At 35.8% G+C, this 20377-nt stretch carries 23 protein-coding genes and 2 tRNA genes; 14 read left to right on the plus strand and 11 right to left on the minus strand.

Annotated features, from left to right (window positions below; all coding sequences use genetic code 11):
- Window positions 1-70: 70 nt before the first annotated feature.
- From EG344_RS11070 to EG344_RS11105, 8 genes are all read left to right on the plus strand, one after another.
- Window positions 71-724: a CBS domain-containing protein gene (locus EG344_RS11070; protein ID WP_123858458.1), complete on the plus strand. Its 654-nt coding sequence runs from the start codon at window positions 71-73 to the stop codon at window positions 722-724.
- Between the two features lies 1 nt (window position 725).
- Complete coding sequence (locus tag EG344_RS11075) at window positions 726-1592, plus strand: NAD kinase (RefSeq protein WP_068941078.1); 867 nt, start codon at window positions 726-728, stop codon at window positions 1590-1592.
- Between the two features lie 69 nt (window positions 1593-1661).
- A complete protein-coding gene (gene fbaA, locus EG344_RS11080; protein ID WP_123909485.1) occupies window positions 1662-2732 on the plus strand; it encodes a class II fructose-bisphosphate aldolase in 1071 nt (356 codons plus the stop codon).
- 90 nt (window positions 2733-2822) lie between these two features.
- Window positions 2823-3677, plus strand: coding sequence for an acetyl-CoA carboxylase, carboxyltransferase subunit beta (gene accD, locus EG344_RS11085; protein WP_123909486.1), 855 nt, complete (start codon window positions 2823-2825; stop codon window positions 3675-3677).
- Window positions 3678-3732: 55 nt separating this feature from the next.
- The gene (locus EG344_RS11090; protein ID WP_123909487.1) at window positions 3733-4242 is read left to right on the plus strand and encodes a DUF6973 domain-containing protein; all 510 of its coding nucleotides are present in this window, start codon (window positions 3733-3735) and stop codon (window positions 4240-4242) included.
- Window positions 4243-4717: 475 nt separating this feature from the next.
- Entirely contained in the window at window positions 4718-6121 is a 1404-nt protein-coding gene (locus EG344_RS11095) for a nucleoside recognition domain-containing protein (protein ID WP_123909488.1), read from the plus strand.
- A 49-nt stretch (window positions 6122-6170) separates the two neighbouring features.
- Window positions 6171-6536, plus strand: a complete 366-nt coding sequence (locus EG344_RS11100; RefSeq protein ID WP_123909489.1) for a four helix bundle protein — start codon at window positions 6171-6173, stop codon at window positions 6534-6536.
- 36 nt (window positions 6537-6572) lie between these two features.
- Entirely contained in the window at window positions 6573-6965 is a 393-nt protein-coding gene (locus tag EG344_RS11105; protein ID WP_123909490.1) for a hypothetical protein, read from the plus strand.
- A 15-nt stretch (window positions 6966-6980) separates the two neighbouring features.
- Here EG344_RS11105 and EG344_RS11110 read toward each other — a convergent pair whose 3' ends face one another.
- The 4 genes from EG344_RS11110 to EG344_RS11125 form a co-directional block, all read right to left on the minus strand.
- Window positions 6981-7871, minus strand: coding sequence for a ferric siderophore ABC transporter substrate-binding protein (locus tag EG344_RS11110; protein WP_123909491.1), 891 nt, complete (start codon window positions 7869-7871; stop codon window positions 6981-6983).
- 22 nt (window positions 7872-7893) lie between these two features.
- Window positions 7894-8292 (minus strand): ExbD/TolR family protein, encoded by a 399-nt coding sequence (locus tag EG344_RS11115; protein ID WP_068941092.1) that lies wholly within the window; start codon window positions 8290-8292, stop codon window positions 7894-7896.
- A gap of 94 nt (window positions 8293-8386) precedes the next feature.
- On the minus strand, window positions 8387-9091 hold the full coding sequence (locus EG344_RS11120) for a MotA/TolQ/ExbB proton channel family protein (RefSeq protein WP_123858450.1): 705 nt from the start codon (window positions 9089-9091) through the stop codon (window positions 8387-8389).
- Window positions 9092-9266: 175 nt separating this feature from the next.
- On the minus strand, window positions 9267-9728 hold the full coding sequence (locus tag EG344_RS11125) for a hypothetical protein (RefSeq protein WP_123909492.1): 462 nt from the start codon (window positions 9726-9728) through the stop codon (window positions 9267-9269).
- Window positions 9729-9896: 168 nt separating this feature from the next.
- On the opposite strand from EG344_RS11125, the gene EG344_RS11130 reads away from it, so the two are divergent.
- Complete coding sequence (locus EG344_RS11130) at window positions 9897-11693, plus strand: DUF885 domain-containing protein (protein ID WP_123909493.1); 1797 nt, start codon at window positions 9897-9899, stop codon at window positions 11691-11693.
- Between the two features lie 81 nt (window positions 11694-11774).
- Complete coding sequence (locus tag EG344_RS11135; protein ID WP_185145604.1) at window positions 11775-12221, plus strand: DinB family protein; 447 nt, start codon at window positions 11775-11777, stop codon at window positions 12219-12221.
- 180 nt (window positions 12222-12401) lie between these two features.
- On the opposite strand, the gene EG344_RS11140 is transcribed toward EG344_RS11135, so the two are convergent.
- Window positions 12402-13022 carry an endonuclease III domain-containing protein gene (locus EG344_RS11140; RefSeq protein WP_123858447.1) on the minus strand — a complete coding sequence of 207 codons (621 nt, stop codon included), beginning with the start codon at window positions 13020-13022 and terminating at the stop codon, window positions 12402-12404.
- A 33-nt stretch (window positions 13023-13055) separates the two neighbouring features.
- On the opposite strand from EG344_RS11140, the gene bcp reads away from it, so the two are divergent.
- Window positions 13056-13505: a thioredoxin-dependent thiol peroxidase gene (gene bcp / locus EG344_RS11145; protein ID WP_123909494.1), complete on the plus strand. Its 450-nt coding sequence runs from the start codon at window positions 13056-13058 to the stop codon at window positions 13503-13505.
- Window positions 13506-13571: 66 nt separating this feature from the next.
- Here the strand turns inward: bcp and EG344_RS11150 are convergent, their stop codons facing one another.
- The 5 genes from EG344_RS11150 to EG344_RS11170 are packed head-to-tail and all read right to left on the minus strand — an operon-like array spanning window position 13572 to window position 17771.
- Window positions 13572-14105 (minus strand): GNAT family N-acetyltransferase, encoded by a 534-nt coding sequence (locus EG344_RS11150; RefSeq protein ID WP_123909495.1) that lies wholly within the window; start codon window positions 14103-14105, stop codon window positions 13572-13574.
- Window positions 14074-14739, minus strand: a complete 666-nt coding sequence (locus EG344_RS11155; protein WP_123909496.1) for a hypothetical protein — start codon at window positions 14737-14739, stop codon at window positions 14074-14076. The genes EG344_RS11150 and EG344_RS11155 overlap by 32 nt, the downstream gene beginning before the upstream one ends.
- A 32-nt stretch (window positions 14740-14771) precedes the next feature.
- Window positions 14772-15854, minus strand: a complete 1083-nt coding sequence (locus EG344_RS11160; RefSeq protein WP_228412912.1) for a mannose-1-phosphate guanylyltransferase — start codon at window positions 15852-15854, stop codon at window positions 14772-14774.
- Window positions 15855-15856: 2 nt separating this feature from the next.
- Complete coding sequence (locus EG344_RS11165) at window positions 15857-16447, minus strand: SprT-like domain-containing protein (protein ID WP_123858443.1); 591 nt, start codon at window positions 16445-16447, stop codon at window positions 15857-15859.
- Between the two features lies 1 nt (window position 16448).
- Window positions 16449-17771 (minus strand): TolC family protein, encoded by a 1323-nt coding sequence (locus EG344_RS11170; protein ID WP_123909497.1) that lies wholly within the window; start codon window positions 17769-17771, stop codon window positions 16449-16451.
- A 183-nt stretch (window positions 17772-17954) separates the two neighbouring features.
- Here EG344_RS11170 and EG344_RS11175 point away from each other — a divergent pair, with 183 nt between their 5' ends.
- The 3 genes from EG344_RS11175 (at window position 17955) to EG344_RS11185 (ending at window position 19431) form a co-directional block, all read left to right on the plus strand.
- On the plus strand, window positions 17955-19199 hold the full coding sequence (locus EG344_RS11175; protein ID WP_123909498.1) for a bifunctional folylpolyglutamate synthase/dihydrofolate synthase: 1245 nt from the start codon (window positions 17955-17957) through the stop codon (window positions 19197-19199).
- Between the two features lie 49 nt (window positions 19200-19248).
- Window positions 19249-19323, plus strand: a tRNA-Val gene (locus EG344_RS11180).
- A gap of 33 nt (window positions 19324-19356) precedes the next feature.
- Window positions 19357-19431 (plus strand) — tRNA-Val (locus EG344_RS11185).
- Between the two features lie 254 nt (window positions 19432-19685).
- Here the strand turns inward: EG344_RS11185 and EG344_RS11190 are convergent.
- Window positions 19686-20327, minus strand: a complete 642-nt coding sequence (locus tag EG344_RS11190) for a 4'-phosphopantetheinyl transferase family protein (protein ID WP_123909499.1) — start codon at window positions 20325-20327, stop codon at window positions 19686-19688.
- Window positions 20328-20377 lie beyond the last annotated feature (50 nt).

Below are 20377 nucleotides of genomic sequence, written 5' to 3' on the forward strand. Positions count from 1 at the left end.
TTTTTGTTTTAACTTAAAAAAAGTCGTGTTTTCAGAAACAGTTTCGTTTAATTTTTTATAAATTAGCACAATGTTTATCAAGGACTATATCTCAAAAGATTTTCCATGTTTTAGCTTGTCGGACTCTATAGAGTCGGCAAGAAATACATTGGAAGCCTTCGGATATTCTCATATTTTCATCAAAAAATCCCACCACTTTTATGGAGCCCTTGCTAAGGACTTTTTATACGAAGAGGAAGGGGGAACTTTGAAGGATCTTGAGCATCAAATCGAACGATTTGCCATTTTGGATGATAATAATATTATGGACAGTATCCGTCTGTTTTATACGTTTAGCACCAATGTGATCCCGGTAATTAATAAGAGTGAAAAGTATTTGGGTTATATTACCTGTGATGATATTTTTCAGGACCTTTCCCGTTATCCCCTATTTTCAGAATCAGGAGCTATTCTTACGATAGAGACGCCTGCCAGAAAATACTCAATGACGGAAATTGCCAATATTGTGGAAAGCAATAATTCGAAATTTTATGGGGGATTCATTAGCTTTATGTCAGATGAGGTCATTCACATTACCATCAAGATCAGCAATGAAAACTTAGCCTCGATAGACTCAACTTTTGACCGGTACGACTACAGAATTGTTGAAAAATACTATTCTGATGAGAAATCCGATCTGTTTAAAGACCGCTTCGGTTTTTTCCAAAAATTTATAGAAATATAACATGAAGGCAGCCATATATTCTCAGAAAAAAGATCTTGATACTTTTTTATATTTAAGCAAGTTTATCTCTGAACTTGAAACCAGAGGTGTAAAATCTGTTCTGTATGATGAAATGGCTGAAGCACTTCAGTTTTCAAAAATTTTCGAAACGTTCAATAATAAACAGGACCTTTTAGATAAAGAGGTAGATCTTTTCTTTACCTTCGGGGGAGATGGAACCATTGTAAATTCCCTTACATTTATTGAAGATCTTGAGATCCCAGTCGTAGGTGTAAATACCGGAAGATTAGGATTTCTTGCCTTTTTTACCAAAGAAGAGGCCTTTAAAGAACTGGATTCTATCTTAAAAGGAGATGTAAAAACAAGCCGTCGTTCAGTCATTGAAGTGGTTTCTCCAAATCTGGAAGGATCTTTTCCTTATGCCTTAAATGACGTAACGATTTCAAGAAAGGAGACCACCTCCATGATTACGGTAGATTCTTATATTAATAATGAATTTTTAAATGTATTCTGGGGGGATGGAGTGATTATCTCCACTCCTACCGGATCTACGGCTTATTCTTTAAGCTGCGGCGGCCCCATCATTTCTCCGAATAACGAAAACTTCGTCATCACTCCTATTGCCCCTCACAACCTGAATGTGAGACCTTTAGTAGTAAACGATAAAGTGGAAATTAAATTCAGAGTAGAAAGCAGAGTCCCTCAATATTCATTGTCTTTAGACTCCAGACTGATCCATATTGAAACCGATAAGGAAATCATCATCAGAAAAGCAGACTTTCAGCTCCTTCTGGTACAACCGAACAATTTGAGCTTTTACGAAACCATCCGTCAGAAGCTGCTTTGGGGACGTGACAAAAGAAATTAATGATTTCTTAAAAATGATTACCTTTACACGAAATTAAGCACCTAATAAATTTATAATAAAAAGTAAAACATGAGCAGAATTTTTCCGGCAGGAGTTGCCACAGGTCAGTTAGTTACTGATATTTTTCAGTATGCTAAAGAAAACAAATTTGCATTACCTGCAGTAAACGTAATTGGATCAAGCAACATAAACGCTACAATGGAAACTGCAGCGAAATTAAACTCTCCTGTAATTATTCAGTTTTCAAACGGTGGAGCGGCTTTCAATGCAGGAAAAGGATTAAGCAATGACGGACAAAAGTCTGCAATCTTAGGAGCTATCGCAGGAGCAAAACATATTCATACTCTTGCAGAAGCTTACGGAGCAACTGTAATTCTTCACACAGACCACTGTGCAAAGAAATTATTGCCTTGGATCGACGGATTAATGGATGCTAACGAAGAATTCTTCAAGCAGACAGGAAAATCTCTTTACTCTTCTCACATGTTAGACCTTTCTGAAGAGCCTTTAGAAGAAAACATTGAAATTTCAGCTCAATATTTTGAAAGAATGGCTAAACTTCAGATGACTCTTGAAGTAGAAATCGGAGTAACGGGTGGTGAAGAAGATGGTGTTGACAACTCAGACGTTGATAACTCTAAATTATATACTCAACCTGAAGATGTAGCTTATACTTATGAAAAATTAAAAGCTATTTCTGATAACTTTACGATTGCGGCTGCATTTGGTAACGTACATGGAGTTTACAAGCCAGGAAACGTGGTTCTTACCCCAAAAATCCTTGACAACTCTCAGAAATATGTTCAGGAGAAATTCGGAACTGCTGATAAGCCAATTAACTTTGTATTCCACGGAGGTTCAGGATCTACTTTGGAAGAAATCAGAGAAGCAATCGACTACGGAGTAATCAAAATGAATATCGATACTGACCTTCAGTTTGCATATACAGAAGGCGTTAGAGATTATATGGTAAACAATATTGATTATTTAAGAGCTCAAATCGGAAACCCTGAAGGTGAAGAAAAACCAAACAAAAAATTCTATGACCCAAGAGTTTGGGTAAGAAAAGGTGAGGAAACTTTCTCTACAAGATTGGTACAAGCATTTGAAGATTTAAATAACGTAAATACTTTAAAATAAGAACTGTACATCTGTATCAATGTAATACGTATTCCTAATGAATATAATTACATTGGTACATTTTACATTTATACATTAATACAATTAAAAATGGCATTCGACTGGTTTAAAAGAAAAGCAAAAAACATTACCACCTCTACTGATGAGAAAAAGGACGTTCCCAAAGGTCTATGGCATCAGACTCCATCCGGAAAAGTTGTGGAACATGATGAATTAAAGAGAAATAGTTATGTTTCTCCTGAAGACGGATTTCATGTAAGAATAGGAAGTGCGGAATTTTTTGACATCCTTTTTGACGGTGGTAAATTTACCGAACTGGATGCCAATGTTGAAAGTATTGATATCTTAAACTTCAAGGATACAAAACCTTATAAAGACCGTTTAAAAGAAGTAAAAGCAAAAACAAAACTTACAGATTCTATCAGAAACGCTGTAGGAACTGTAAAAGGAACTGAAATGGTAGTTTCTTGTATGGACTTTGCTTTTATTGGAGGATCTTTAGGTTCTGTAATGGGTGAAAAAATCAGAAGAGCAGTAGACTACTGTATCCAGCACAAACTTCCGTATATGATTATCTGTCAGTCGGGAGGTGCAAGAATGCAGGAAGCCACTTATTCTTTGATGCAATTGGCTAAGGTGCAGGCTAAATTGGCTCAGCTTTCAGAAGCTGGTCTTTTATATATCGCTTACCTTTGTGACCCAACTTTTGGTGGAATTACAGCATCTTTCGCGATGACTGCTGATATCATCATGGCTGAACCGGGAGCATTAATCGGATTTGCAGGTCCAAGAGTAATCCGTGAAACCATCGGTAGAGACCTACCGGAAGGATTCCAGACCTCTGAATTCCTACAGGAAAAAGGATTTGTTGACTTCATTGTAAAAAGAACTGAAATTCAGGATACTGTAGCTAAAACTGTTAATTTATTAGCTGCTAAAGCATAGTTTCTGTAACAAAAACAATACAATCTCTCTCTAATTAGGGAGAGATTTTTATTTTATGAGGACTTTTAAAATATTTTTCAATACCATCAGGAGTATGAGTTTTAAGAAGATCATCCGTCTCTTATCACTGATTCTCCCCCATCCTCTTTTTGCCATACTCAGCTTTCATGCTACCGTTAAAGCATATACCATTGCACAGACAAAATTTCCCGCTACTGCCTCTAATAATGGGATAGGAAACGCTTTCAGACATGCGCTCTGGTGCTGTTTCATTATGATGTATTGCAGCAAAATTTCTTCGCCTAAAAAAGCTTTGGATTTCTGTAAAAGAATGACCGATATGCACGAAGAACTTTTCCCCAATCAACCTCTGGAAACCAAAATGGATCTTCATAATAACAAGTTCGGAATGGATTATTTTATGGAGCTATTGCCAGGAATCCACCGCCAGTTCTTTGAAAAAAGCTTTTTTATAGACGGATTAGTAAAAAAGATGGATGATGCCAAGGTGTTAAAAAATCTGGATGATGATTTTGAAGGGCATCTTGTTTATCTGGAAGAGTAATTTTTAATAAGTATATAAAATTTTATATTGCTCTTATGGGGTAGTCATGATGTTCTGTCATTTTTAATGTAACGAATTCAAATGAAGAATCTAAGTATCATTGAGATTCTTTCTTTCTCAGAATTACAATGATGAGTGCCTGTTATTTTTATTTCAAACGCTAAAAATGCGCAAATAAACAATAAAACCTTGTGGGTATTTTTCGTTCACAAGGCCACTTCATTCAGCAATGGTCTTTAATAATAATCTCTGCTGAATACTAACGTAAAACTTATATTTTCCAATAAAAACCTTTGTGAATTTTGCATTAAAATAAATCTGTATAAAAACATAAGTCGAAATCAAAGATTTTCAAAAGCTTAAATACCCTTTCAGCCATATAGTACCAACTTTTTAAAAACTTAAATACTTAATTCTTTTGTGACTTTTGTAGTTTAAAGTATTTTTGATAAGTTTAAACAATTAAATCAATCGAATGGTTCTTAGCAGAATTTGGTCGGCTTTTATTATCATTGCCATTGCCATTGCCAGTATAAAATACATTTCATCAAGCCATTACAAAACCATTTTTAATGATATGGTGGTAGGAAAAGGCGGTGACACAGTGAAGATCACCTCCCAGCCTATGAATACCCTGTCTCCAATTGTGAAGGACAGCCTGATGAAAAAAAATGATTTTGCAGACAGCAGAATTCATTATAAAACAGATTCTTTAAAGCAAAATGTAAAAGTTTACCGTGTTCAGGAAGCTGATGGAGTTATTGGAACTTCAGAAACTGCAGTAAAAATATGTTTGGGTTTGATTGGAATCATGACCCTTTTTATGGGATTCATGAGTATTGCTGAAAAAGCAGGCGGAATTAATCTTTTAAGCCGGTTTATTCAACCTTTCTTTTCGAAACTATTTCCAGACATCCCTAAAAATCACCCGGCATTTGGCCATATGCTGATGAATTTCAGTGCTAATCTTCTGGGATTGGATAATGCTGCTACTCCATTCGGACTGAAAGCAATGGAAAGTCTACAGACCTTAAATCCCAATAAAGATACTGCCAGTAATTCTCAGATCATGTTCCTGTGTCTTCACGCAGGAGGAATGACACTTATTCCGGTGTCAATTATTGCCATCAGGGCTTCGATGGGTTCCAAAACACCTACTGATATCTTCCTTCCTTGTATGATTGCCACCTTTACCGCAACTATGGCAGCTATGATTATTGTTTCTTTATACCAAAAAATCAATCTTCTTCGTCCAATAGTTATTGCTTATGTGGGGGGAATTTCAGCGATTATCGGATTATTAGTTGTCTATCTTGTACAATTGAGCAAAGACGAGCTTGATGACTTCAGCAAAGTATTAAGCAACGGGCTTATTCTGTTTATTTTCCTTGCGATCGTACTTGGAGCTGTGTATAAAAAGATCAACGTTTTTGATGCCTTTATTGAAGGTGCTAAAGAAGGATTTACCACCTGTGTAAAGATTATTCCTTACCTGGTTGGAATGCTGATCGCTATCTCCTTATTAAGAACTTCCGGAGTTTTCGATGTTCTTATTGACGGCATGAAATGGATCGCCAATGCAGCCAACCTGGATCCGAGATTTGTGGATGGACTTCCTACAGCATTAATCAAGCCTTTATCAGGTTCCGGAGCAAGGGGAATGATGGTAGACACGATGGCAACTTTTGGAGCAGACAGTTTCCAAGGGAAGTTAGCAGCCGTTCTTCAGGGAAGTTCAGATACTACATTTTACGTAATTGCAGTATACTTTGGTGCCGTAGCTATAAAAAACACAAGATATACGGTAATAGCTATGCTTCTGGCCGATTTGGTAGGTATTATTACCTCTATAGCGCTTGCTTATTTATTCTTTGCTTAATATAGTTGCTGGTTGTCAGTTGCTGGTTCTTACCGTTAAAAAATGATATATGAGCTACAATAAACTTGATATTTATAATATTGCTTTTGAATTGTTTATTGAAACACATCAATTGTCACTTCAACTACCAAAGTATGAACTATATGAACTTGGTAGTCAATTAAGACGCTCAGCAGACTCAGTTGTCACAAATATTGCAGAAGGCTATGGAAGAAATAATTACAAAGGAGACTTTATCAGATTTCTCACTTATTCTCAGGCAAGTTGTGATGAAACTGTATGTCACTTATCAAAAATCACAAGACTTTACCCAGAATTAAGCCAAGAATTTAAAGACAAATCTGAACAATATAAACTATTAGGAGGAAAAATAAATAATTTTATAAAATATGTTCAGCTAAGCTGGCGTACATAATCCAATAACTAGCAACTAGCAACTAAATTACCCCTTATGATTACAGATAAAGAATTCACATTAAGACTTATCCGCCAGCTCACTCAGGCATTAGAAAAACTCATACTGGATAAACCAGAAGAAAGTTTACTACAGAAAGAACTGGATTTTGATACTTTGATGCGGGATATTTTTAAGATGAACTTCGCAGAAGTATCTTCAATGACCAAAGAAGAAATGATTACCCTTGTCAATGAAAGACAGGAAAGAGATCATAAAGATTATTATGAAATGCTTGGAAACCTCTTTTATTTCACAGGCAAACGTGATCAAGATAAAGATTTTCAGGATAAAGCAAAGACATTCTATGAACTATATCTTCAGACCAGTGGAATCTTTGCCCTTCCCGTTATCAACAGAATAAACGAATTAAAAAAAGCACTTGAATAAAGTGCTTTTGTATTTTTAGAATGTTATTTTATAAGTTCCGCTTGAGGATACGTTGGCTTTCTCAGCCTTTACATATTTCTTCACCCAGGCAACGGATGTAGACGATACACAAGCATCTGAAATACCTCCTGCCCTTCTTGCAGATACTACATTTCCTGCTTTATCTACCGTATAGGCAATGGTAATAGATCCACTGGCTGTACAACTGTGAGAAGGTTGAGCACCTCCTCTTCCCATGGTTCCGGGAATATATCCTACCAATTTTCTATCGATGCCTACTTTACTGTCCCCATTTCCTTCTCCACCTAGTGGATCTCCTGCATTTCCTGGGCCATTTCCATCTCCCTGTCCTCCAGTTTTTTGTCCTTTTCCTCCAAGAAACTTACCAATGGCAGCATTTCCTTGTCCGTCTCCGTTTCCGGTTTTTGAATTGCTTTTAGCAGCTCCTGATTTTTTAGTATTTTTAGAGGTACTCGTACTTGTTGCTTCTTTTTTCTCAGCTTTTTTAGACTCCTCTTTTTTAGGAACGGTATTCTTTGAATTATTTCCAGTAATAACCTTATCCTTTGCTTCTATTTTCTTGGGTTCAGGTTTTACTACCGGTTCAGGCTTTACTTCTGTTTTTGTTTCAGGAACAGGAACTTCTACAGGTTCCGGTGTTACCACTTCTGTCTCAGCAGCTAAACTTCCCGGTTGTTCTGCAGGTTCTTCAGCTCCATTTCCGTTTCTGTTGTCTCCGAAGTTCACTAACATTGTTGTAATTACTTCAGGGTCTTTATCCAGTTCAGGCTTTAATTTATAATAAAAAACAAAAAGCAGAATGGCACACCAAATCAGGATAGAAAGTAATGCGCTCTTTATCCGGTCCCGGTTTTCCTCGTTTTTGTTTGTAGTATAGCTTCTCATCTTAAAAAATGATTCTTAGCATTTATTTATCTTTAACGGTGGCAATAGCAATGTTAAATTTATGTTTCTCAGCGATTTCCATTACGAAAACAACATCTTTATGCATCGTATTTTCATCTGCTCTGATCGTAAAAGACTTATTGGTCTGGCTTGTCAATTTATCCACAATAATCTTCTCCAGATCACCTCTGTTCACAGGATTGTCATCTACAAAATAAGCCCCATCCGGTTTAATGCTTACAACTACAGGATTGGGAATATTATCTTCAACAGCTCCGGCTTTCGGCAGATTCACCTCTATAGCACTTTGATTGGCTGCAGAAGAGGTAATCATAAAGAATATCAACATTAACAGGATAACGTCTGTCATCGCTGCTAAACTGAATTCCGGATTCGCTTTATTTCTTCTCTGAATTTTCATCTGTTTATTCTATTATTTTTAAGGGTCAGATGGAATCGCTCAAATGATAACTCTTTATAAAGAACTTTTTCTGAAAGCGATTTCATAACAAGACTTATAAAGGTTTGTTGATAAGATCTAAAAATTCTCCAGACATATTCTGAGCTTTCAGTACAAACTTGTCAATTTTTGTCAAAAGAATATTATAACAGAAGTTCGCAGGAATTGCCACTGCAAGACCCACCGCCGTTTGTCCTAAGGCTGTATAAATCCCTTCCGAAAGGGTCTTCGGAGAGAAAGATCCGGTTGCATGTGATAGATTAAAGAAGGCAATAATCATCCCGATTACTGTTCCCAAAAGCCCCAACATTGGTGCAATACTCGGCACCACCGCCAAAAGGTTCAGGTTTTTTTCCATATTGGCCACTTCTACCTGAGCCTGAGACTCCATCGCACTTACGATATCAGAAACAGGACGTCCCAGTCTTGAGATCCCTTTTTCCAGAATTCTTCCTTCCGGAGAGTTCTGTGTTTTACAATAATCTGCTGCAGCTTCTATCTTTCCTGCCTTAATAAAGTCTTCAATATTATTCATGAAGTTGGAATCTGTCTTTGAGGTTAGCCTTTTAATAAAGAAAAATCTTTCAAAAAACAGATACAGGGAAAATACGCCCAACAGTAATACGGTCGCCATCACTATTTTAGCGAAGGCTCCTCCGTGGAACATGATTTTCCAGAATGAAAATTCTAAATTGTCTGCGGCAACTGCAGGTGTAGTGATTTGTGCAAATAAAATCTGAGAAAGTTCCGTTAACAGCATTAAATGTGAATTTTATTAAAGTTTCAACGACAAATGTAGTGGAATATTATGAATTGCTCTCTTAAAAATTGCTTAAAAACAACTTAAAGTTTGTTATGATTTATAAATAGCAAATTTCTTTCCAAAAGAAATTTTGAAAAGAAATCTGGTATTAATAAAGAATGATAAGCAGCGTTTAATCTTCGTCTACTTCAATATCATCCTGTTTGAACTCGCATTTTAGCCTAAACGGAATCGGAATATCTGATCCGGTATAGAAATCATCAATGGTTCCCTTCCATATCATCTGAAGCTCACCCTCCTCATTTTTTTCAAAAAGAAGCTCATTATCATAGATATAGGCCTCTTCATCATCGAAGAGATCTACCTCTGTATAAGTTTCTTCATCAGAGTCATTGATTTTGATTGTTTTTCCTTCTATTTCCGCAGAGTCGATAGGAAAATCGAAGACCTCAAGTGAAAGCTGCGGAAAATTGTACTGTAATGAATCATCGTCTACGTGATCCAGACCGTCATCCGTAATAATTTCAACCTCTAAAAAATGTTGCTGGTTGCTGTAAACTGCTTTACAATAAGTATTTCTGATATTGTATTTTAGCGTTTCGTCCGGATGGTAAATTTTTAAAATCCCTTTCATTTTTTCTTAAAAAAGAGCTGTAATAATATGATTGTTAAACGTTTTAGACAAAGATAAAAAATTGATTTAATGTGAAAAGGATTTTGAATATTATTTTTTAAAATCAATTCATAGAATGGTATGAATCTCCCAATAATACTTACTTTTGTTGTTATAAAGATTCTGAAAATGAAAAGTATTTTATCGAAAAGTATTCTGGGACTGGGGCTCTTGATTGGCCTTGCCTCGTGCAAAAAGACCGATTCTCCCCTAACAAAGGTGACTCCTACCAATCTGGATTCTATTGCATCCAATTATTATGAACAGTATCTTAAACTCTATCCTTTAGATGCAACTTCTCAGGGAGATCTAAGATATAATGACCAACTTCCCATCAATATTGATAAAGATTTCATCTCAGGAGAAATTGCTTTTTACAATTCGGTACAGAAACAGCTGGAAAATGTAGATTATAAGGCACTTTCTGATGAAGACAAAGTGGTATACGATGTATTGGATTATACTTTAAAAGATAAAATTGAAGCCTATGCCTATCATCCGGAATATATCCCGTTCACTCAGTTTGGAGGTCTTCCTTTGAACTTTCCTTTGTACGGAAGCGGACAGGGAAGCCAGCCTTTCAAAACTGAAAAAGATTACAGTGATTGGCTCAAAAGAATGGAAAAATTCCCGGAATGGATGGATGCAGCTGCAGATAACTTCCGTGAAGGGATTAATAATAAAATAGTGCTTCCTAAAAAACTGATTGTGAAAATGATTCCTCAAATGAAAGCCGAGGAAATCACGACTCAGGATATGGAGAAAAATATTTTCTATGGCCCGATTAAAAACTTCCCGAAGAATTTCACTCAGGCTCAAAAAGATAAATTTTCAGCACTTTACAAGGACGCTATTACTAAAAAAATTATTCCGGCCTATACTAAAATGGGAGCATTCCTTGAAAAAGAATATCTACCAAAAGGCAGAGATACTGACGGATACAACAGTCTTCCTAACGGAAATGAAATCTATGGTTATTATGTAAAAAGCTGGACAACAACGAAAAAATCTCCGGATGAGATCAACAAAATCGGACAACAGCAGGTTGCTATGCTTCGCGCAGAAATGGAGAAAGTAAAGCAGCAGGTTGGTTTTAAAGGAACCCTGGAAGAGTTTATCACTTATGTGAAAACAGATCCAAAAGCAATGCCTTATAAGACGTCTAAGGATGTCTTAAATGGATTCAATAGCATTCTGACAAAGATTACTCCGAAGCTGAAGACTATGTTCAACGTTACTCCTAAAACAAAGTTTGAGATCAGACAAACGGAAAAATTCAGAGAAGCCAGTGCAAGTGCAGAATATATTCCCGGAACTCCTGATGGAAAAAGAGCTGGAATTTTCTATGTTCCACTTCCTGATCCTACCAAGTTCAATGTCACTTCAGGAATGGAATCTTTATTCTTACACGAAGCGATTCCGGGTCACCATTATCAGGTTTCTCTGCAACAGGAGAACACAAAACTTCCAAAATTCATGAGATTCGGATGGTTTGGAGCGTATGGAGAAGGATGGGCACACTATTGTGAGACTTTAGGTCCTGAATTTGGTTTGTATACTGATCCTTACCAGAAAATGGGTTATTTAAGTGACCAGATGCTTAGAGCGGTAAGATTAGTAGTAGATACTGGCTTACACACTGGAAAAATGAGCAGAGAAGAAGCTATAAAGTATTTTCTGAGCAATATTTCTTATGATGAAGGAGCGGCAATAGCTGAAGTGGAAAGATATATGGCTATGCCGGGGCAGGCTTTAGGATATAAAATAGGGTCTTTAAGAATCCGTGAATTGAGAGAAAAATATCAGAAAGAGCTGGGTAATAAGTTTAATCTGGCAAGCTTCCATGATGAAGTATTAAGCCAAGGATGCCTTCCATTAGATGTTCTGAACAGAAAGATGGAGCTTTGGGCTAAAAAACAAAAATAAAAACAAAAGGTGCTGAAAAAAACAGTACCTTTTTTCTTGTCTTTCTTATTCAAAAAATTGAATAATTAAAAAAATAAAAACATGATCACAGAAAGCCTCAGATCTCTTTACAACAGAGATTTAAATAAACTGAAAACAGAGATAGAAGCTTATCAAAAAGAAGAAAACCTTTGGAAAGTTGATAAAAACATTTCCAATTCTGCAGGAAATCTATGTCTGCACCTGATAGGAAACCTTAATCATTTCATCGGAACCTACCTTGGGAACACCGGTTATGTAAGGAATCGTGAGTTAGAGTTTTCATTAAAAGACGTTCCAAGAGCAGAACTTATTGACAAAATAGGGGCAACAGCAACCATGATAGATTTTGTTGTAAGCCAACTTCCGGAGAGCGAAATGGAAAAAGAATATCCACTTGTTGTTTTTGAAGATAAAATGACAACAGGCTATTTTCTGATTCATCTGCTCTCTCATCTGGATTATCATTTAGGACAGATTAATTATCATAGACGGTTATTGGATATTTAGTTTTTTACAGTCTATTGAATACAAAGGAAATAAGGTGATATCACGCTGCGCTTTATCTTAAGTTCGCAAGGACGCTTTACTCAGCTAAGAATTTGATTTCCACAACTAAATGAAGTATCCTTGCGAACTATTTTAATGCAATTATTATAAAATTCGCGAACATTACACTAGAAATGTTGGCTATTTTTCAAACATCATTTTGGTAATAAAGTCTTTCTCTCCCTTTCCTCTTGCCGGAGAATATTCCCTTCCATAGAAAATGATCTGAAGATGAAGTTTGTTCCATACTTCTTCGGGAAATAATTTCTTGGCATCCTTTTCCGTTTCCACTACATTTTTCCCTGAAGTAAGTTTCCATTGTGTCATCAGGCGGTGAATATGGGTATCTACCGGAAAAGCTGGGAATCCAAATCCCTGGCTCATCACTACAGAAGCCGTCTTATGTCCAACCCCCGGAAGCGCCTCTAATTCTTCGTATGTTTGCGGAACAATACCATTATGCCTCTCCAGTAACAGTTCGGCCATTCTCTTTAAGTTTTTGGCTTTGGTATTGGATAATCCTATTTCTTTAATTAATTCCTTGATCTGAAATTCTTCCAATTTCGCCATTCTCTGTGGAGTTCCTGCAACCTCGAAAAGGTTTGGGGTAACTTCATTTACTTTTTTATCTGTCGTCTGTGCAGAAAGGGCAACGGCAACCATTAAAGTATAAGGATCAGTGTGATCCAAAGGAATAGGCGTAGTAGGATACAATTTATCCAGTTCAATCTGAACGAGCTCAGCTCTTTGCTTTTTTGTCATTTTACCCTTAAATTTGAACAAAATTAAATCATTATGTTGAAAGTTGGAGATAAATTACCTCAATTTGAAGGAACGAATCAAGATGGAGAAGCAGTATCTTCATCAAACTTAATCGGAAAAAAATTAGTTGTTTTCTTTTATCCACAGGCTAGTACTCCTACATGTACTGTTGAAGCTTGCAATCTGAGTGACAATTATTCAAAGCTTGAAAAAGCTGGATATCAGCTATTGGGAGTAAGTGGAGACTCTGTAAAAAAACAGAAAAATTTCCATAGTAAATTTGCTTTTCCTTATGATCTTATTGCGGATGAAAACCGTGATATTATTGAAAAATTTGGGGTTTGGCAGGAGAAAAAGACGTTTGGAAAAACGTATATGGGAATTGTAAGAACCACATTTATTTTTGATGAAAATGGCGTTTGTACAAGAGTTATTGAGAAAGTAACTTCAAAAACAGCTGCTGAACAGATCTTAGAAGGATAATTTCCAGTACTGATAAAAAGAAAAAAAATCCACAAGAGTCTTTGTGGATTTTTTGTATTGTAATGATTATTCTGTTTCGTAATAATTCAGTTCTTCTGTTTCACCGGGCAGGGTAACATGTTTCTTAAACTTCAACCCTAATTTTTCGATCAGTTTTTGTGAAGAAAGGTTATCTTTTGATATAATTGCAGATATTTTTGGCAGTCCAAATTCTTCCATACCGATCGATTTCACCTTCTGAGCCGCTTCATAAGCATACCCTTTACCTTCAAATTCTTCCAATAAAGAATAACCGATATCTACAATGTCAAGCCCTTCTCTTTCAAAGATTCCCACGGCTCCTATTTTTTCGTTAGTATCCTTGGTTATTAAAAGGTAGTTCCCGAACCCCAGTCTTTCGATCTGTGGGGCAAATCTGTTGAGGATATAGTTTTCAGCATCTTCAATTGTATTTACATTTCGGTTACCGATATATTGAACAAATTTAGGCCGATTATAAAGTTCAAAAATAAAATCTCTGTCTTCACCAGACATGGGACGAAGTATCAGTCGTTCAGTTTGATAGGTATTATCTGCGTTTGGGTGTTTTTTGAGGCTCATTTTTCTTTGGTTCTTCTTTTTTTTCGACTTTTAGAAGTCTTGGGTTATTAGCACATTTTTTATTGTAAAGCTCAATATAGGTCCCATTATCTTTTACATTCGTTACAAGCCCGGTTGTTTTATTAACCGTTAATGTGTAATGGGTTTTCTGATAAGGGCATTCCTTTGAAGTTAGTTTTCCAAGGTCCAGGTAGTAGTTCTTTTGATCTTCATGATAATTACCTGCAAGATCTTTGAATTCCTCATCCACCATATAACCATCGGAAGCCAATATAATAGCAGCTTCCTGAGCATTATCAATTTTTCCTACAAAATTCTTTAAAGTTTCTGTATCAAGAATGTAATTAATTTTCCCTCCGGAAGAATAGGCTATATAATAAAAACTGTCTTCATTAGGAAACAGATTAAATCCGGAAAACTGGGGTGTATAGCTTAACTTCCCTCCGGAAGTTTTAATCTCCTCTCCTTTTCCATAGCTGTTGTATACCAAAACCCAGGAATCTACCTTAGCATCAGGTTCAATTCTCTGTAATATATTGGAGATACCAGAAAACTTTTTCTTTTCCTGAGCATATCCCAGAATACTAAAAAGTAAAAGGGCTAAAGTCGCGAATCGGAGTGTATATTTAATCATAGCCTAAAAATAAGCATAAAAGATACCAAATACTACATAAATTTATCTCCTTTCTTGAAATTTTTCAGATCCAGAACATAATCCTTGATGAATTGGTCATTGTCTCTGGGGCAAATAAGAAGAGCTTTGTCTGTATCTACTACGATATAGTTTTCAAGACCGTCAATAATAACTGCTTTGTTGTTATTTTTTAAACGGATAATATTTCCTTTTGAATTATAAGTGAGTAAATGCTTTATTTTCACTGCATTTTCGTTCTTATCCTTTTCTGTATTTTCATAGATAGAAGTCCATGTTCCAAGATCACTCCAACCCAGATCAGATGGAATAACGTATACATTTTTGGCTTTCTCTAAAATTCCATTATCAATGGAAATTTTCTGAACCTTAGGATAAATGATTTCTATACAGTTATTTTCTTTCTCAGAATTGTATTCACAAGCCATAAAATGTTGTGTCATATCGGGAAGATAACTCTCGAAGGCATGTTGAATACTTTTGATATTCCAGATAAAAATTCCTGCATTCCAAAGGAAATCACCGCTTTCCAAAAAGTTTTGGGCAATTTCAAGAATTGGTTTTTCAGTAAATGTTTTTACTTTGAAATATTCTGAATTTTTCTTTTCTACAAACTGGATGTATCCATAGCCTGTATCAGGTCTTGTTGGGGTAATTCCCAGTGTTACCAGGTAGTCATTTTTAGAAGCTAAGTCAAATGCCAGCATTACTTTTTCCAGAAATACATCTTCCTTCAGGATCAGATGGTCTGCCGGAAGAACAATCATAGTAGCATTCGGATTGATCTCACCAATTTTATTAGCCATGTACAGATTACAGGCTGCTGTATTTTTCATCAGAGGCTCTCCCACAATATTTTCCTCAGGAATTTCCGGAAGTTGCTGATGGGAAAGCGCAATATATTCTTTATTTGTAATAACGAATATATGTTCTTTTGGAATTACCTTGCTGATTCTATCATAAGTCTGCTGAATCATGGTACGTCCTGTTCCTAAAATATCCTGAAATTGTTTGGGAAATTTCTGCGTGCTCATTGGCCAGAATCTGCTCCCGATTCCTCCAGCCATTATTACGCAGTATCTATCTGATTTTAACATTCTTAGCTACATTTTTCTACCCTTGCTAAAGGCTTGAAAGAATACTTCCTTCCCGTAGCCAGGTTCTTACAAAGATAGTTTTTTTTAATCAGACCTTCTAATAAATACTTTTCGTTGCGATATATAAAAAATTCTCCTTTTTGAAGCTGCTCGATAAAATGGAGGCTATCATCTTGTTTTTCAGTATGAAAATATCTTACAAGATCAGGGCTCGCCATAAAATTAGCCTTTGGTGATTTTGAAAATTTCACAATGATAGGTTTCAGTTCTTCATCGTAAATTTCAAGGCTTTCCAGCAGCATATTTCTAAAGGTTTCTTTCCATTCATTACCATGGGGAGAAATTCTTCTTCCGTATTTTTCAAAAGCAATCAGGTGTGCAAGTTCATGAGTAAGCACAAAGAAAAAAAGTTGTGGAGTAAGCGTAGAGTTTACTGTAATTTCATGAGAATTATCCGGAAGCTTTCTATAATCTCCCAGTTTAGAATTCCTGTTTCTTGTGACTTTTATATGAATATAATAATCTGAAAACCAAATTCTTAAATACTTAAGCGTGTTTTGTGGTAAATATTTTTCTAACGATTGGATAGACATTCTACAAACTTAGTGGAATTCCTGCATAGAAATTCAATAATTTAAGGCTGAAAAGATAATTATATTTCGCCTGCGCTACTGATCCCTGTGCATTTGCATAATTATTTCTTGCAACATTAACGTCGTAAATGGTTGTTTTTCCCGCCGCGTAACTCTTATCTGCAAAATCAAGTGCCAGCTTAGAGCTTTTTTCTGCTTCTAATGCAGCTAAATATGATTCATAGTTCGCATCAGCATCAAACTGAGCCTTCTGTATATTCTGTCTTACGGTTTGTTTTTGTTGTTCAAGGGTAATTTTGCTAACGCTTTCATTTAATTTAGACTGCTCAACCTGTAATTTTGTTTTCCCTTTATTGAAGATAGGGATGTTCAATGACAATCCTACATTTTGTCCAAACTGATCTTTATATTGTTCAAAAAAAGTTCCCTGTACGATACCGGGAGGAACATTAAATGATCTGTTGTAGAAAGTATTAAGCCCAGCACTCGCTGTTAATGTAGGCCAGAATGCTGTTTTACTTACCTCAGTTTGTGCTTCGGCAGATCTTATCCTGCTTTCGGCGGCTTTGATCTGAGGCTGAATTTCATAGGCTTTTGTCAGAACCTCATCAGTAGTTACCAACTGTGAATCTAATGCTTCAGGGACATCTACATTTTCTACATCAAAATCTTTATAATCTGAAAGCTGTAAAAGCTGAGCGATTGCAAATAGAGCTCTTCCCACATTAACTTCTGCTGTTTTTAGATTTTGTTTTTCTCTGGCTAGTGCTGCTTCGGCTTCTGCCAAAACAGTTTGGGCTGTAGTTCCAACCTGGGTTGTTATCTTCGCTCTATCGTACTGTTTTTTAGCATTTTCTACAGCACTTTGAGAAATCTTAACAATTTCTTTGTTTAGCAAAGCTGTTAAGTATTGTTGGGCAATTTGTACAGAGATATCATTTTTGATGGCTTCGATATCGTATTGGCTGGCTTCTACATCAAACTGAAGCTTTCTCACATTCTTCTCTAATCTTCCATTATTGTAGACCAGAACATCGGCACTTACTCCAACACTGTTATTGAATCTATCGTTTCTATAACTACCTGCTCCTAATGATCCTTGTCCGAAACTCACTCCGTTCATCATACTTCCCGATACAGAAGGTAAATAATCTTTTCTGGCTGCTTTAAGGTTGTATTCTTGATTTTGCTTGGTATATTGATTTTGGATAACCTGAAGATTATGCTCCACTGCATAGCTTACACACTCTTTTAAGGACCATTTCTTCTGAGCACTTAAACCCAGATAGCCTAATCCAAAAACGATAATCCAAACTTTTTTCATATATAAATGTTTATTTGTTTTTAATGGTCATATGAAATCTACGTCATCTTCATCAGTATTTGTGTCTGCAAATCATGACGATTTCATATTAAGATTTTTCCCTATTAGACGAAGTAAATATAAAAAAGTTACAGATTGAAAAAAATAGTTTTATTTTAATAAAACTTTTGAGAATTTTGTATCATGACAAACGAACAATATCAGGAAGCTATCGAATGGCTTTTCGTACAAATGCCCAACTACCAGGTAGATGGACAGCAGGCTTATAAGCCGGGTCTTGACAATATCACCAAGCTTTGTAATTACTTTGGAAATCCTCAGGAAAAAATAAAATGCATCCACGTTGGTGGTACCAATGGAAAGGGATCATCAAGCAATATGCTGGCATCCGTACTTCAGGAAGCCGGTTACAAAGTAGGTTTATACAATTCTCCCCATCTTATTGATTTTACAGAACGTATTAAGGTGAATGGTAAAAACTGTAGTAAAGAGTTTGTCTTTGATTTTATCCAAAAGCTTAAAAATATTCCGGAAGATATCCGCCCTTCGTTTTTCGAGTTTACCACCATTATGGCTTTTGAATATTTCTATCAGCAGCAGGTAGATTTTGCCATTATTGAGGTAGGGTTAGGCGGAAGACTGGATTCTACAAATATTATAAATCCTATGGTTTCTGCTATTACGAATGTTCAGCTTGACCATCAGAATATATTAGGGGATACTATTGAAGAGATTGCGAGGGAAAAAGCGGGAATCGTTAAAAAGAATACTCCAATCATTTCAGGAGATGAAAATGAACCTGTAAAAACAATCATTAGAGAAAAGGCTACGAAAGAAAATGCTCCTTTCATAGATGCTACTCTTCTTCATACTGACCTGTCTTCTGATTTGAAAGGAAATTATCAACGAAAGAACATTCGGGTGGTTCTGGCCATTGTTGAAGAATTAAGAAAACTAGGGGTAAAGATTACCTCTCAAGATATAGAGAACGGCTTATTGAATGTGCATCAGAATACAGGGTTCATTGGTCGTTGGTTTGAATTCTCAAAAGATCCGCTCACTATTTGTGATACGGGACACAATCAGGCAGGTTTGGAATATGTTTTTTCACAATTAAATTCTATTGACAGGCACAAGCATGTTATTTTGGGGTTTGTAAATGATAAAAAAATAGATGAAGTGATGAATTTGCTTCCTGAAAATTCTGAGTTTTATTTTGCCAAACCATCCATCAACAGGGGAAGACATCCCGAAGATTATGAAAATTTACTTCAGGAGGCAAAAATTTTTTATAAAATTTTTAATTCTGTGCAGGAAGCATATCTATCTGCAAAAGAACGGTGTACAAATGAAGAAATGATTTTTATTGGCGGAAGTAACTTTGTTGTTGGAGATTTTTTAGAAAAAAATTTGGAGTGTAAAGAATAAGTTGTATATTTGCACCACTCTAAACGAGGAAACAATAACAAAGTCTAGAGGGTTCTTAGCTCAGTTGGTTCAGAGCATCTGGTTTACACCCAGAGGGTCGGGGGTTCGAATCCCTCAGGACCCACAGAAAAGGAAACGAAACCTTTCAAAAAAATTCGGGCTCTTAGCTCAGTTGGTTCAGAGCATCTGGTTTACACCCAGAGGGTCGGGGGTTCGAATCCCTCAGGGCCCACAAAAAACTCTCAGAAATCTGAGAGTTTTTTTATTTTACCTCTATAGAGGTTCACTTAGCAATCTTCAAATTTTTAAGATCATTTAAAATGGACGAGTCAATATTTCATCTGACAGTTATTAACATTTTAAATATTGACTCGTTCATTTTCTTCAGTCTATAAATAATATAAAAAACGTCTTTGTTATTCCAGACAAACTTTTGCGGATATAAACATGGAATAACTCTATCTGACATCCCAAGATACATTTATATCAATAGAGGGAGCCAGGATCTTTGTAAAAGTATTTTATATTATTCCCAAGACTTACGGAAGCGGCTATATAAATAGTATAATTTTGATCGATATCCACTTCGTACAAATTGTATTCTTTATTGTCTAATTGTACGGATAAACTCAAAGTATTTATCGTATCAAAGGGTATAAGCATTCCTCTCCCATCTGCTTTCGCGATCGCTTCTTTACGAGTCCAAAAAGTGTAAAAGTTATTTTGTTCACCAATCTCTTTTTGCTCTTCCTCAGTAAATATATTCATAAAACCCTCCAGTGCTATGGGTTTGTTTTCTTCAATATCAATTCCTAAGTTTTGTTTTTCATCCGTACTAATTACACAAACGATATATTCGCCTGAATGAGAAATATTAAATCCAAAATCACTATCCTTAAAATAAGGTTTTCCATATTTAGTTTTTTGTATTAACTCAAGAGAGTAATCATATCCTAATTGAGAGATTGCTTCTTTTAGTAATAGGTTCCCATATAAGCAGGCATGGGCATCTTGCCACCGGCTATACTTTCGTATTTTTTGTTGCATCTCTATGGGTAACAAAAAAACAGCTTCTTCAAAAGCATGATCGGGCAGCTGCTTGCATTGGGTATAATATATTGCTGTCATAATTTAAGCTTATCATCAATTTCAATAATTAGATCACCTCCAAATATTAC

Source organism: Chryseobacterium sp. G0162, from assembly GCF_003815715.1.
Taxonomy (GTDB): Bacteria; Bacteroidota; Bacteroidia; order Flavobacteriales; family Weeksellaceae; genus Chryseobacterium.